12 protein-coding genes are annotated in these 12,464 nt (G+C 71.9%); 6 read left to right on the top strand and 6 right to left on the bottom strand.

Translation table 11 applies throughout. The features are described 5' to 3' along the window. The first annotated feature begins 13 nt into the window (after positions 1 to 13). Both ACZ58N_RS33870 and ACZ58N_RS33865 read left to right on the top strand, forming a co-directional pair. Positions 14 to 175, top strand: coding sequence for a hydrophobic protein (locus ACZ58N_RS33870; RefSeq protein ID WP_389705459.1), 162 nt, complete (start codon positions 14 to 16; stop codon positions 173 to 175). A 246-nt stretch (positions 176 to 421) separates the two neighbouring features. Beyond that, on the top strand, positions 422 to 775 hold the full coding sequence (locus tag ACZ58N_RS33865; protein ID WP_471167898.1) for a PRC-barrel domain-containing protein: 354 nt from the start codon (positions 422 to 424) through the stop codon (positions 773 to 775). A gap of 167 nt (positions 776 to 942) precedes the next feature. Here the strand turns inward: ACZ58N_RS33865 and ACZ58N_RS33860 are convergent, their stop codons facing one another. Further along, the gene (locus ACZ58N_RS33860; protein WP_471167895.1) at positions 943 to 3,420 is read right to left on the bottom strand and encodes a helicase associated domain-containing protein; all 2,478 of its coding nucleotides are present in this window, start codon (positions 3,418 to 3,420) and stop codon (positions 943 to 945) included. 289 nt (positions 3,421 to 3,709) lie between these two features. On the opposite strand from ACZ58N_RS33860, the gene ACZ58N_RS33855 reads away from it, so the two are divergent. Further along, the gene (locus ACZ58N_RS33855) at positions 3,710 to 5,104 is read left to right on the top strand and encodes an amidohydrolase family protein (protein ID WP_471167892.1); all 1,395 of its coding nucleotides are present in this window, start codon (positions 3,710 to 3,712) and stop codon (positions 5,102 to 5,104) included. 20 nt (positions 5,105 to 5,124) lie between these two features. Here ACZ58N_RS33855 and ACZ58N_RS33850 read toward each other — a convergent pair whose 3' ends face one another. Continuing rightward, positions 5,125 to 5,988 (bottom strand): helix-turn-helix transcriptional regulator, encoded by an 864-nt coding sequence (locus ACZ58N_RS33850; protein ID WP_471167889.1) that lies wholly within the window; start codon positions 5,986 to 5,988, stop codon positions 5,125 to 5,127. 161 nt (positions 5,989 to 6,149) lie between these two features. Beyond that, positions 6,150 to 6,656: a DinB family protein gene (locus ACZ58N_RS33845; protein ID WP_471167886.1), complete on the bottom strand. Its 507-nt coding sequence runs from the start codon at positions 6,654 to 6,656 to the stop codon at positions 6,150 to 6,152. Positions 6,657 to 6,830: 174 nt separating this feature from the next. Here ACZ58N_RS33845 and ACZ58N_RS33840 point away from each other — a divergent pair, with 174 nt between their 5' ends. The 3 genes from ACZ58N_RS33840 (at position 6,831) to ACZ58N_RS33830 (ending at position 10,336) form a co-directional block, all read left to right on the top strand. Further along, positions 6,831 to 7,367, top strand: a complete 537-nt coding sequence (locus ACZ58N_RS33840; protein WP_471167884.1) for a hypothetical protein — start codon at positions 6,831 to 6,833, stop codon at positions 7,365 to 7,367. 222 nt (positions 7,368 to 7,589) lie between these two features. After that, positions 7,590 to 10,217: a rifamycin-inactivating phosphotransferase gene (rph, locus tag ACZ58N_RS33835; RefSeq protein WP_471167881.1), complete on the top strand. Its 2,628-nt coding sequence runs from the start codon at positions 7,590 to 7,592 to the stop codon at positions 10,215 to 10,217. Next, positions 10,214 to 10,336, top strand: a complete 123-nt coding sequence (locus ACZ58N_RS33830) for a hypothetical protein (RefSeq protein WP_471167878.1) — start codon at positions 10,214 to 10,216, stop codon at positions 10,334 to 10,336. Before rph ends, ACZ58N_RS33830 begins: the two co-directional genes overlap by 4 nt. A gap of 13 nt (positions 10,337 to 10,349) precedes the next feature. Here the strand turns inward: ACZ58N_RS33830 and ACZ58N_RS33825 are convergent, their stop codons facing one another. The 3 genes from ACZ58N_RS33825 to ACZ58N_RS33815 form a co-directional block, all read right to left on the bottom strand. Continuing rightward, positions 10,350 to 11,495, bottom strand: a complete 1,146-nt coding sequence (locus ACZ58N_RS33825) for an RNA polymerase sigma factor (protein WP_471168062.1) — start codon at positions 11,493 to 11,495, stop codon at positions 10,350 to 10,352. 8 nt (positions 11,496 to 11,503) lie between these two features. Next, a complete protein-coding gene (locus ACZ58N_RS33820) occupies positions 11,504 to 11,911 on the bottom strand; it encodes a YciI family protein (RefSeq protein WP_471167876.1) in 408 nt (135 codons plus the stop codon). A gap of 121 nt (positions 11,912 to 12,032) precedes the next feature. Continuing rightward, positions 12,033 to 12,413 carry a winged helix-turn-helix transcriptional regulator gene (locus ACZ58N_RS33815; RefSeq protein ID WP_471167874.1) on the bottom strand — a complete coding sequence of 127 codons (381 nt, stop codon included), beginning with the start codon at positions 12,411 to 12,413 and terminating at the stop codon, positions 12,033 to 12,035. Between the last annotated feature and the right edge of the window lie 51 nt (positions 12,414 to 12,464).

The following is a 12,464-nucleotide window of genomic DNA, read 5'->3' as shown; positions in this document are numbered from 1 at the left end:
GGAGGTAATAACCATGATTCCCCTGCTTCTTGTTCTTCTGCTCGCCCTGATCCTCTTCGGCGCCGGATTCGCGGTGAAGATCCTCTGGTGGGTCGCCATCGCCGTACTGGTGCTGTGGCTGGTCGGGTTCGTCGCCCGCCCGAAGGGCGGCAGCGGCCGCTGGTACCGCTGGTAGCGCGGATCGGTAATACGGCCGAGGTTCTTGGGTAGCCGCTCCCGTGAGGGACGGTTGCCGTGACGCATTCGGGAACCGGTTGCCTCCAAAGGATCGGCAACCGTCCCCGCCGCACATTCGGAAAACGCCGTCCCGGAGGGTGTCGGACGACATTTCCGGGGCAGGCGAATTCCTGACGGTACTGCGCCCCCGCCTTCGAAAGGGCCGGGAAAGCAGCCGTCGAAATCAAATGAAGGGGTTGTTCGTATGACTGAGAACGTATGGGGTTACCGCGACACGTCCGGTCACCTGGCCGGTACGGACCTGACCGGCTACAAGGTCGAGGCCACGGACGGCTCCATCGGCAAGGTCGACAAGCACTCCGACGACGTCGGGTCGGCGTACCTCGTCGTCGACACCGGGCCGTGGATCTTCGGCAAGGAAGTCCTGCTTCCCGCCGGCACGGTCAGCCGTGTCGACCCGGACGAGCAGAAGATCTACGTCGACCGGACCAAGGAGCAGATCAAGGACGCTCCCGAGTTCGACAAGGACAAGCACCTCGGCAACGACGACTACCACCGCCAGGTGGGCGGCTACTACGGCGGCCCCCACCGCATCTGACGGAGCACCACCCGCGCGTCGAAGGGCCGGGCCGGCAACCACACGGTTGCCGGCCCGGCCCTTCGCCGTTCCCCGACCCGTCGCCGTCCCCCGCCCCGGCGCTTCGCCGTCGTCCGGACCCGGCCCCTCGCCACTCCCCGCCCCCCCCCGGAGCCGGTCCCCGCGCCCTACCGGGCCCACCGCACGCCGAGTTCGGCGAGCGCCGCGAGCCGGCCCGCGTCCAGCCGGTCCCGCCGCGCCTTCTGGTTCATGAGCCACACCCCGGTGCGGTGTTCGCCGCCGTCGGGGAGGCGCTCGACGTGCGCGCGCCCGGGCACGCCGCCCCCTTCCCTGCGCACGTACTGCGCGAGGGCTTCGAGCCCCCTCCCGAAGGCCGCCCCGCCGGCGACGGCCACCGGCTCCGCGGGGTTCCGACGGGCCCGTACGGTCGCCTTCACCCCCAGCTCCCCGAGCCGGCGCCGCTGCTCCCCGGTCAGCCGGTTCCAGTCACGGCGCTGCGTGGCGAGCCACCGTCCGATGTCGTCACCGTGCCGGGTGACCCCCGGCACGATGTCGTCGAGCCGCGCTCCCGCCGTCAGGGCCTGCCGCAGGTAGGCGTGGTGGCGTTGCCAGTCGACGGTCCATCCCAGCCCGCCGGGGTTCCAGTCCGGATCGACGGCGACCAGCTCGGCCTCCCGCCGACGGGCCCGCTCCGGATCCTTGCCGAGCCCGCCGGGCCGACGGACGTTGGTGAGCCACTGCCCGACCTGCCTGTCGAGGGAGGTGGCGTGCCGCGGGGCGGCCAGGGTGCCGTGGACCTCGTAGTAGGCGCGGGCGGCGGCGAGGTTCTCCGCGAAGCCCGCGTCCGCGGTGTCCCAGACGATGCCCAGGTCCTCCAACTCGGCCGCCCGCCCACCGCTCATCGCCCCGGCCCGGTACGCCCGCCGCTGATCGGAAACCCACCTCCCGAGCGGGTAGGCGCCCTCCACGTGCTCGTACGGAACCTCCAGGTGCCGCTCCCGCTCGCGGTACCGGTGCGCGGCCTCGGCACCCCGCCGCCAGTCGACGCGCTCGGTGTTGATGACCTGATAGGTGATCCACTTCGCGATCAGCGCCGGATCCCTGGGGACGGCGAAACGCAGCAGGAGCCGGTCCTCGTCCTCGCCCTCGGCGGGGGCCGACCCGATCGGCAGCGACGGCTGTACGACGCGCCTGCGGGGTTCCTGCGGAACCGCGAGCATCTCCACGGCGCGTTCGTCGTGGGCCCGAAGGCCTTGCAGAACCCGGATCAGCGGGCGGTAGGACCGGGAGGACAGCATGTCCTCCGGCCGTTCCCCCGCGGCCAGGAAGACCGGCACGATCAACGTTGCGGTCTTCCCCTCACCGGGCTGCTGCCGCAACGCCCGACCGATCGCCTGCACGATCTCGACGGCGGACCCCTTGGGGTCGATCAGCGCGACGGAGTCGGTCGCCCGGATGTCGACACCTTCCCCGAGGACCCGACAGTTCGCCAGCACGGCCCGACCGGCCCGCCGACCGAAGTCACCGAGAACGGCCTGCCGGTGCTCGCTCCCGTGCTCCCCGCACAGCCACCCCGACCACACCCGCTCCCCGTGCCGGACGGGGTCCACCTCGTGCAGCCGGGCCGCGACCCGACCCAAACCCTCCGCGAAGGCCTGTGCCTCGACCGTCCGGTGATGGAAGGAGATCGTCGTCCTCAGCCCGTGCGTCGCCATCGTCTCCAGCAGCGCGGTCTGCAGGGCGGCGATCCGCGCACCCCGCAGCCGCTCCTCGTGGCGACCCTCACCCACCAACCGGTCAGGCGTGACCTCGGGATCGGTCAGCTCGACCACGACGACCTGGTACTTCGCCAGCAGCTTCCGCGAGATCGCCGATGCCAGCGACAGCTCGTGGACGACCGGCCCGAACACGCTCTCGTCGTCCATCGAGCACGCCAACTCCCTCGGCAGCCGGTCCCACACCCTGCGGGTCCGCCCGGCCGTCTCCCCGTCCACCACCTCCTGCTGCGCCTCGTACCACTCCCGCTCCGGCCCGCTCCGGGGCGGGCGCTCGGCCCAGACCCGAGGCGTCGCGGTCATGTACAGCCGTCGCATGGCCGGGACGACCTCCTGCCGGTGCACGTCCGCCCACGCCTTCCCCGCCGACCCCGACGTGCGGTGCGCCTCGTCCACCACCACCAGGTCGAACACGTCCATCGGCAACCCGTAGCCGCCCCGGTGCGCCTCGGCGACGACGCCGAGGGACGCGTACGTCGCGTAGACGGTGACCTGCCCCCGCCCGTGCCACAGCCCGAGTTGCGGAGCCGACGTCGTCGAGCGGACCCGGAGGGCGGACAGGGCCGGGTCGTTCTCCAGGGAGCACACCGCGACGGCGGGTCCGTCGTGTCCGGCGAGCCGCCACTCCCGCACCGTCTGGGTCAGCAGGTCCAAGGTCGGCAGCAACACCAGCACCCGCCCGTGCCGTGCCAGCCGCATCGCGGCGGCCGCGGCGATGAACGTCTTCCCCGTCCCGCACGCGGCCACCACCGTCGCCCGCAGCCCCGCCTCCGGAATCCGCTTCCCCGGCGGAATGTCCAGACCCCGGACGATCGCCTCGACGGCTTCTTCCTGGTGGGGACGCAAGGTGATCGTGCGGGTCTGCGGCATGGAGGCTCCGTCGCTACGGTGCGGCCCGAAGCCGTGTCGGACGGCTGCGGGCTTCGTGGTCGAGGTCGACTGTCCCATCCGTGGCCGGTGCCTGGCCACGAGCCCCTCCGCGGCCAGGGTCCCGGGCGGGCGTGGGCGCGTGGTCGCGGCAGCCTGGGTGCGCCGTACCCGGGCGGACGGCGGCCTGGTTGTCGCCCCGGGACGGGCCGAGGCTGGGGGCTTCCCCCACCCTGCAGGAACACGTCGGCGCGCAGGCCGGCTGCCCCGGCACGAACGACAGGACATCCCCTTGACCGCCCCCGACACCACCAGCCCCGCCGTACTCGAACAGCTCCGCCGCCGGTCCGCCGACCGCGAGCGGCGCCTCCTCCTCACCGGCGCGACCATCGTCACCATGGACCCCGACCTCGGTGTCCTGCACGACGCGGACCTGCTCGTCGAGGGCGAGACCATCACCGCGATCGGCCCGGACCTGAGCCCGGACGGCGCCGTGGTCGTCGACGCCACCGGCACCGTCCTCGCCCCCGGCTTCGTCGACACGCACCGGCACGCCTGGCAGACCCAGCTGCGCCGGATCATGCCGGACGTCGACGACCTCGGTGCCTACGTCATGTCCACCCTCGCCGGATACGCCACCGTCTACCGGCCCCACGACATGTACGTCGGCACCAGGCTGGCCGCACTGACGGCCATCGACAGCGGCATCACCTGCATGCTCGACTTCTCCCACAACGCGCGCACCCCCGAGCACTCCGACGCCGCCGTCCAGGCCCTCGCCGACACCGGTATCCGAGGCGTGCACGCCTCCATGGGACCGCACTTCGGGGACTGGGACGAGCAGTGGCCCGGCGACCTGGCCCGCCTCAAGGAACGGTACTTCGCCTGCGACGACCAACTCCTGACCCTGCGCCTGGCAGCCCTGGCCACCGACGCGATAGCCGGTCCCACCCTCGCCTACGGGCCCGAACTCGCCCGCAAGGCAAAGGAATTGGGGATCGGAGTGAGCGTGGACGCCGTCTTCGGGACCGCCTCCTCCGAGGCCGTCCTGAAGTGGGCGAAGGCCGGCCTCCTCGGCCCGGACCTCACCCTCATCCACGCCACCGGCCTGACCCCGTCCGCGTGGCGGGCCATCGGGGACAGCGGCACGACCATCGCGCTGGCCCCGACCTCCGACGCCCAGATCGGTCTGGAGACCGCGATCCCCGCGATCGACGAGGCCCTGTCGGTCGGGGTCCGCCCGGGGCTGAGCATCGACGTCGAGGTGGCGTTGGCCGGCGACATGTTCACGCAGATGCGCGCGCTGCACACCATCCAGCGGATGCGCGCGGTCAACGCCGTCCACGGCACCGACCGCCGGCCGACCCGCATCACCACCCACGACGTCCTGGACTTCGCCACTCTCCAGGGCGCCCGTACCAACGGCCTGGCGGACGTCACCGGCTCCCTCACGCCGGGCAAGAAGGCCGACCTGCTGGTCATCCGGGTCGAGGACCTCAACAACATGCCGCTCAACGACCCGATCGGCACGGTCGTCCTGGGCTCCGACGCCCGCAACATCAGCGCCGTCCTCATCAACGGTGTCGTACGCAAGTGGAACGGCCAGGTCCTCGACGTCGACCTGCCGGCCCTGCGCGACGAGGTCCGGGCCTCGCGGGAGTACGTGCTCCGCACCCCCGCAGCCTGACCGGACACCGTCCCCCTCCGTTACGGCGCGCTCCGGGACACCGCCCCGCAGCCCGCCGAATCCCGGGGGTGCGTGGCGTGCCGGCTCCCGAGCAGAGCGAGCGCCCGGGCGTCGGGGCTGCCCGGTGCGGCCTGGTATACCACCAGTTGCTGACCCGGCGCCCCGCGCACGTCGAAGGCCTGGAAGGTGAGCGACAGCGGCCCGACGTCGGGATGCAGGAGCTCCTTGCGGTCACGGGTCTTGCTGTACACGGTGTGCGAGGACCACAGCGCGGCGAACTCCCCGCTCTCCTCGATCAGGGAGCCCACGAGGTCGCGGAGGCGCCGGTAGCGCGGGTCGAGGCCCGTGGCGTGGCGCAACGAGGCGACGACCGACTCGGCAGCCCGTTCCCACCGGGTGAAGAAGGTCCGGGCGGCCGGGTCGAGGAACGTCATCCGTGCGAGGTTGTCGACGCTTGCGAACGGCGAGAACAGCGCGTCGGCCACCGCGTTCGACGCCAGGAAGTCGGTGGCCGGGTTCAGGACGAACGCCGGGGCGTTCGCGTGCCCGTCCAGCAACTGCCGCAGCGCGGAGCCGACCGCCTCCCGGGGTCGCGGCCGTGCGCCGTCCGGTACGGTGCCCGCCAGCCGGAACAGGTGCTCCCGCGCCTCGTCGTCCATCCGCAGGGCGCTGCCGATGGAGTCGAGGATCTGCGGGGAGGGGCTGCGTTCGCGGCCCTGTTCGAGACGGGCGTAGTAGTCGCTGTTCATCCCGGCGAGGACGGCGACCTCCTCCCTCCGCAGTCCCGCCACCCGGCGGGCACCGTGGGAGGCCAGCCCGACCTCACCGGGCCGCAGTCGGGCGCGCCGGGCGCGCAGGAAGTCTCCGAGATCGTTGCTGGTCACCCCCCGAGGCTAAGGGCTGTCCCGCAACCCCCGGCGGGCGCACGACGCCGGCCACGGCACCTCGCCGCGTTGCCGGAACACTTCCGCCCGGCACGCCGGGAGCACGCACCGGACACCGCGAGGCCGCCCTCCGGGCGACGACGGGACTTTGACGACAGGTCCTAGTCGCCGGTCGTACCGTCCAGCAGCTCGCGCAGGATGTCCAGGTGGCCGTTGTGGCGGGCCGTCTCCTCGGTGAGGTGCAGCAGGATCCAGCGCAGATCGACGTGGAGGCCGCTGCGGACGGGCCGCCGGGCCTTGTCGTCCAGGCCGCTGCCGGCGACCAACTCGCGGTACCGGGCGCTCTGCGCGGCGTACTCGTCGAGCAGTTGCGGGAGCGGGAAGTCGACGGCGATGCGCATCTCGCGGTCGGGATCCTCCTCCGTCCAGGGGCCCTCGTCCTCCTCGCCGAGGAACACCACCTGGAACCAGTAGTACTCGACCCAGCGGAGGTGGTTGATCAAACCGCTCATGGTCATCAGCGGTGAGCCCGGCAGGAGCGCCTTGCGCGCGTTCTCCGCGGACAGGCCGGCGCACTTGGCGCGGGCGGTGTCACGTGCGTAGTCGAGGAACGTGGTGAGCTGTGTGCGCTCGTCCCACGCGGACGGTGTGTCGTGGATTCTGGTCATCGCCCGAAGCGTCGCCGATCGGTGCGGACGAGTCGAGGGATTTATCGCGCGCGGGCCCCGCGCCTCGACGGGGTCCCCAGGGGGTATTCCCTCGGGGATCGCGGGACGCCGTCCGATCGGCGGCCCGACGTACGGACCAGGTGGTGCCGGTAGCGGCCACACGAGGAGGACCCTGTGCCATCGCCCTGCGACCCCGAGCACGCTCCCCCCGGCGATGTGGGTGCGGCGCTCATGATGATCGACTCGCGGCTCAGAGCCGTCCACGACGGCAGGACCGCGACCGACCCCGAACAGCGCGCGCTGATCGACCAACTCGCCGCATCCATGGACGCCGAGGGGGTCCGCGACCTCCTGGACGGCGCGTGCACGCTCATCCACATGTTCATGACGTGGCTGCGCCGGGCCCACGAGGCCCAGGACAAGGACGTCATCGCGTACGTGGTGCCGAACCTGGTCGCCTCGCTGCGCGCGATGCCCAGGAGCGTCCGCCCGGAGACCATTCCGACCATGGCCGGCCTGGTCATCGCCGCGGGTACCGACCTGAGCCCCAACCTGTGGCGCCGGCAGCACGGGGAGTGGACCCAGGACGAGATGAACCCGCTGGAGGCCACTGCCTTCCTCCTCGCGGAGCACATCAACCGGATCACCGACGACCCGGACTTCGCCACTCGCATGATCGCCGGGGCGCTGTCCACCACGGACCGGGACTGACGTCCCGCCGCGCCGAAAGGGGACGGGGCACAACAAAGGCAGGAAGATCCAGCTCTCCCCGCCCCTCCAACATATAGCGCACCGGGGGGCTTGCGGCAAGGCCCCGGTGGTGGCGGAGAATCGTCGGCCGAAGCCACCACCTGCGGAAATGAGGGTACGAGTGCGTGTGTTGCTGTCGACGTACGAGGGATGCGGCGCGGTTGTCGCCCCGGAGGGACCGCGATGAGCGAGCAGTACGTGTGGGACCTCCACGAAGTCGACGAGTCGTGGGTCGCGGTCGTCGGCGGCAAGGGCGCGCACCTGGGCGCCCTGTCGCGGATCGAAGGCATCCGCGTGCCGGACGGCTTCTGCGTGTCGACGCACGCCTTCCGGCGGATCATGGCGCAGGCGCCGTCGATCGACGACCGGTTCGATCGGCTGTCCCGCCTGGACCCGGACGACCGGGAGGGGATCCGCACGCTCGCTGCGGAGATCCGCCGCACCATCGAGGACGTCGCCGTTCCTTCCGACCTCGCGGCGCGGATCACCGGTGCGCTCGCCCGGTTCGGCGAGGACGCCGCCTACGCCGTCCGGTCCAGCGCGACGGCCGAGGACCTGCCGACGGCCTCGTTCGCGGGCCAGCAGGACACCTACCTCAACGTCGTGGGGCCGGCCGAGATCCTGCGGCACGTCAGCCGGTGCTGGGCCTCGCTCTTCACCGAGCGGGCCGTCACCTACCGCCGCCGCAACGGCATCGACGACCGTACGGTCGACATGGCCGTGGTCGTGCAGCGGATGGTCCTCCCGCACGCGGCCGGCGTCCTGTTCACGGCCGACCCCGTCACGGGCGACCGGAAGTCCGCCACCGTGGACGCCGGCCCGGGTCTGGGCGAGACCCTGGTCTCGGGCCTGGTGAACCCGGACGTCTTCACGGTCCGGGACGGCGAGGTCGTCGCCAGGGCGATCGCCGCCAAACGGCGTGCCGTCCACGCCCTGCCGGGCGGCGGCACGAGGGAAGTGACGATCGACCCGCGGCGGCAGGAGGAGCCGGCGCTGACGGACGAACAGGTCGTACGGCTCGTGCGGCTCGGGCGCCGGATCGAAGCCCACTTCGGCCGCCCGCAGGACATCGAATGGTGCCTGGTCGACGCCCCCGGCGACGACGCCTTCCGGATCGTTCAGAGCCGCCCGATCACGACGCTGTTCCCCGTCCCCGGGACCACCGCCGACGGCCCCCGCCACGACGACGACAACCGCGTCTACGTCTCCGTCGGCCACGGGCAGATGATGACCGACCCCATGAAGCCCCTGGGCCTGTCCATGTGGCAGCTCACGGCCATGGTTCCGATGCACGCGGCCGGCGGCCGGCTGTTCGTCGACGTCACCCGGGGCCTGTCCTCGCCCACGAGCCGCGCCGGCCTCCTGGACCTCATGGGCAAGGGCGATCCGCTCATCAGGGACGCCCTGGAAACCGTGCTCGACCGCGACGACTTCGTCCCGTCGCTCCCGGACGCGAGTCCCGGCGGGCCACCGGCCGGCCGGGCGCCCGCCCCGATCGAGACCGATCCGGCCATCGTCACCGGGCTGATCGAACGCAGCCGGGTGTCCATCGCCGCCCTGGAACGCGACATCCGGACGCAGACCGGACCGGCGCTGTTCGACTTCCTGATCGAGGCGTTCGAGGAGCACAAACGCGTCCTCGGCGATCCGCTGAACCTCCAGGCGGTCATGGCCGGGATGGACGCCACGTGGTGGCTCAACGACAAGCTGCGGGAGTGGCTGGGCGAGAAGAACGCGGCGGACACCCTCACCCTGTCCGCCCCCGACAACATCACGTCGGAGATGGGACTGGCGCTGCTCGACGTCGCCGACGCGATCCGCCCGCACCCGGCCGTCGTGACGTTCCTGGAAGGCGTCGAGGACGACGAGTTCCTGGACGGGCTCGCGAAACTCGCGGGCGGAGCCGAGGCGCGCGACGCCATCGAGGCGTACCTCGACCGGTACGGCATGCGCTGCGTCGGAGAGATCGACATCACCCGGCCGCGATGGCGCGAGCGGCCCTCCACGATCGTCCCCGCGATCCTCGACAACGTCAGGAACTTCGAGCCGGGCGCCGCCGGACGTCGCTTCGAGGAAGGACGACACAAGGCGCGGCAGAAGGCACAGGACGTGCTGGAACGCCTGCGAGCCCTCCCCGACGGGGACCGCAAGGCCGACGAGACCGAGCGGATGATCGACCGGGTCAGAACCTTCATCGGATACCGGGAGTACCCGAAGTACGGGATCGTCAGCCGCTACTTCCTCTACAAGCAGGCCCTGCTGGGGGAGGCCGAGCGCCTCGTACGGGCCGGCGTGCTCCAGGAGCCGGAGGACGCCTTCTACCTCACCTTCCAGGAACTCCACGACGTCGCGCGCTCGCACCGGGTCGACGACCTGCTGATCCGGGAGCGCAAGGAGGCGTTCCGGTCGTACCACGCGCTCACACCGCCCCGGGTGCTCACCTCGGACGGCGAGGCCCTCTCCGGTGCCTACCGGCGCGACGACGCACCGGCCGGCGCCCTGATCGGCGTACCGGTGTCCGCCGGGACCGTCGAGGGACGGGCCCGCGTCATCCTCGACATGGCGGAGGCCGATCTCGAAGCGGGCGACATCCTGGTGACCACGTTCACGGACCCGAGTTGGTCGCCGCTGTTCGTCGGGATCGCCGGCCTGGTGACGGAGGTGGGCGGCCTGATGACCCACGGCGCGGTGATCGCCCGGGAGTACGGCCTGCCGGCGGTCGTGGGGGTGGCAGGAGCCACGCGCCTGATCCGGGACGGGCAGCGGATCCGGGTGCACGGAACGGACGGGTACGTCGAAATCCTGACGTGACCACCCAGGCCCCCGGCCCGACCGGCCGGGCCGTCGTCTTCGCCCCGCTGTTCGCCATCCCGCCCCTGATGACGGCGGTGACCTGGTCGTACACGAAGCGGCATCGACAGCGAGGGTGACCGCGCCCCGTCCTCACCGACCGCGCAGGACGTTGAGCCGGGCGGCCCGGCGCGTCAGGTGGTCGCGCTCCGCGAGGTCGGCTGCCTTGTGGGCCGCCTCGGCGTACAGCCGGGCCGCCGTCGCGAGGTCGCCGTCGCGCTCGTGGAGGTACGCCGCCACCGCCACGTACCGGGGCAGCGAGGAGTCGAGCGCCGCGAGCGCGGCCAGGCCCGCGCGCGGTCCGTCGGCCTCCCCGACGGCGACCGCGCGGTTCAGCCGTACGACCGGGCTGTCGGTGAGACGCGCGAGCTCGTCGTACCACTCGACGATCTGCACCCAGTCGGTCTCCTCGGCGGTGGGCGCGTCCGCGTGGAGCGCCGCGATGGCGGCCTGCGCCTGGAACTCGCCCAGCCGGTCGCGGGCGAGGGCCGCCCGGAGGATCCCGATGCCCTCCGTGATCAACACGGTGTCCCACCGGCCGCGATCCTGCTCGGCGAGCGGCACGAGGCTGCCGTCGGGCGCGGTCCGGGCGGCCCGCCGGGCGTGGTGGAGCAGCATGAGGGCGAGCAGCCCCGACGCCTCGGGGTGGTCGACGGCCGCCGCGAGCTGTCGGGTCAGCCGGATGGCCTCGGCGGCGAGGTCGACGTCGCCCGAATAACCCTCGTTGAACACCAGGTAGAGGACGCGCAGCACGGTGGCGACATCGCCGGGCCGGTCCAGCCGCACGCCGGAGACGGTCCGCTTCGCCCGACTGATGCGCTGCGCCATCGTCGCCTCGGGCACCAGGTAGGCCCGGGCGATCTGACGGGTGGTGAGCCCGCCGACGGCGCGCAGGGTGAGCGCGACCGCGGACGCCGGCGTCAGCGACGGGTGCGCGCACAGGAAGTAGAGCCGGAGCGTGTCGTCCGCCGCGGTCGCCGGCCCCGGCGTGGGCTCCTCCTCGACGCGATCCTCGCGCCTGCGACGGGAGACGTCGGCGCGCGTCGCGTCGAGGAACTTGCGCCAGGCGACGGTGACCAGCCAGCCCTTCGCGTCCCGCGGCGGGTCGACCGGCCACACCCGGACCGCCTCGACCAACGCGTCCTGCACGGCGTCCTCGGCCGCCGCGAAGTCGGCCCCGCGGCCGACGAGGACGGTGAGCACGCTCGGTGTGAGGCGCCTGAGCAGGACCTCGTCCATCGGCCGCGTCACTCCGTGATGGTGGGCGGCGCGGTGAGGAACGGGCGCACCTCCAGCCACTCGTGGATCGGCTTGCCGCCGGCTCCCGGCGCGGCCGACAGCTCCCCGGCCAGCTCGACGGCCCGCTCGTAGCTGTCGACGTCGATGATCATCCAGCCGGCGATGAGGTCCTTGGTCTCGGCGAACGGTCCGTCGGTGACGGGCGGGCGCCCCTCGCCGTCGTAGCGGACCCACGCCCCCTCGGGGGCGAGCGCCTGGCCGTCGACGAACTCGCCGGTCTTCTCCAGGCGGCCCGCGAAGTCGTTCATGTACTGCACGTGGGCGGAGATCTCCTCCGGCGTCCACCGGTCCATCGGGACGTCGTTGGCCGGAGCCGGTGCGCCGCGGTAGTGCTTGAGCAGCAAGTACTTGGCCATCGTATTTCTCCTCACTGGTGCGACCCATTGTGGTCGCGTTCACCACGGGGACGGAGCGGGCCACGGGTTCTCGACATCACCGCCGCATCTTTTTTTCGGCGGTTTTCGGCGGTCGTCCCCGTCAGCTGTCGAAGCGGTGGCGGGAGGCGTCGATGTGGCCCAGGTACCGGTGGGTCCAGTCGCACAAACCGTCGATCGTCACGCGCAGGGCCTGTCCCGGCTCGGTGAGGGTGTATTCGACCCGCGGCGGCACGACGGGGTGCACGGTCCGTTCGACCAGGCCGTACCGCTCCAGCATGCGCAGGTTCTGGGTGAGCATCTTGTGGCTGATGCCCTCGACCCCGTCCCGCAGTTCACCGAAGCGCAGGGTTCCCCCGCCCAGGGCCTCGATGATCAGGAGGGCCCACTTGTTGGCCACGTCCGAGAAGATCTCGCGCGCCAGGGAGTCCGCGCGCCGCAGATCCGCTTCGTCGGGCGAGCCCGTGTACTGCTTGGTCACCATGAGGTACCCCAGTCACTGAAAAGTGCGTTCTTCCACGTCAGCCGTCACTCT

The sequence above is a fragment of the Streptomyces sp. NPDC040432 genome, from assembly GCF_055595445.1.
Note: the sequence above shows the minus strand (reverse complement) of the source record. Positions and strands in the feature narration are given on the sequence as shown.

What these genes read in the sequence shown, in the direction of transcription:
- ACZ58N_RS33825 (WP_471168062.1), bottom strand. Translation starts at nt 11,495, where the DNA reads ATGGACGAGGTCCTGCTCAGGCGCCTCACACCGAGCGTGCTCACCGTC.
- ACZ58N_RS33865 (WP_471167898.1), top strand. Translation starts at nt 422, where the DNA reads ATGACTGAGAACGTATGGGGTTACCGCGACACGTCCGGTCACCTGGCC.
- ACZ58N_RS33870 (WP_389705459.1), top strand. Translation starts at nt 14, where the DNA reads ATGATTCCCCTGCTTCTTGTTCTTCTGCTCGCCCTGATCCTCTTCGGC.
- rph (WP_471167881.1), top strand. Translation starts at nt 7,590, where the DNA reads ATGAGCGAGCAGTACGTGTGGGACCTCCACGAAGTCGACGAGTCGTGG.
- ACZ58N_RS33860 (WP_471167895.1), bottom strand. Translation starts at nt 3,420, where the DNA reads ATGCCGCAGACCCGCACGATCACCTTGCGTCCCCACCAGGAAGAAGCC.
- ACZ58N_RS33815 (WP_471167874.1), bottom strand. Translation starts at nt 12,413, where the DNA reads ATGGTGACCAAGCAGTACACGGGCTCGCCCGACGAAGCGGATCTGCGG.
- ACZ58N_RS33845 (WP_471167886.1), bottom strand. Translation starts at nt 6,656, where the DNA reads ATGACCAGAATCCACGACACACCGTCCGCGTGGGACGAGCGCACACAG.
- ACZ58N_RS33820 (WP_471167876.1), bottom strand. Translation starts at nt 11,911, where the DNA reads ATGGCCAAGTACTTGCTGCTCAAGCACTACCGCGGCGCACCGGCTCCG.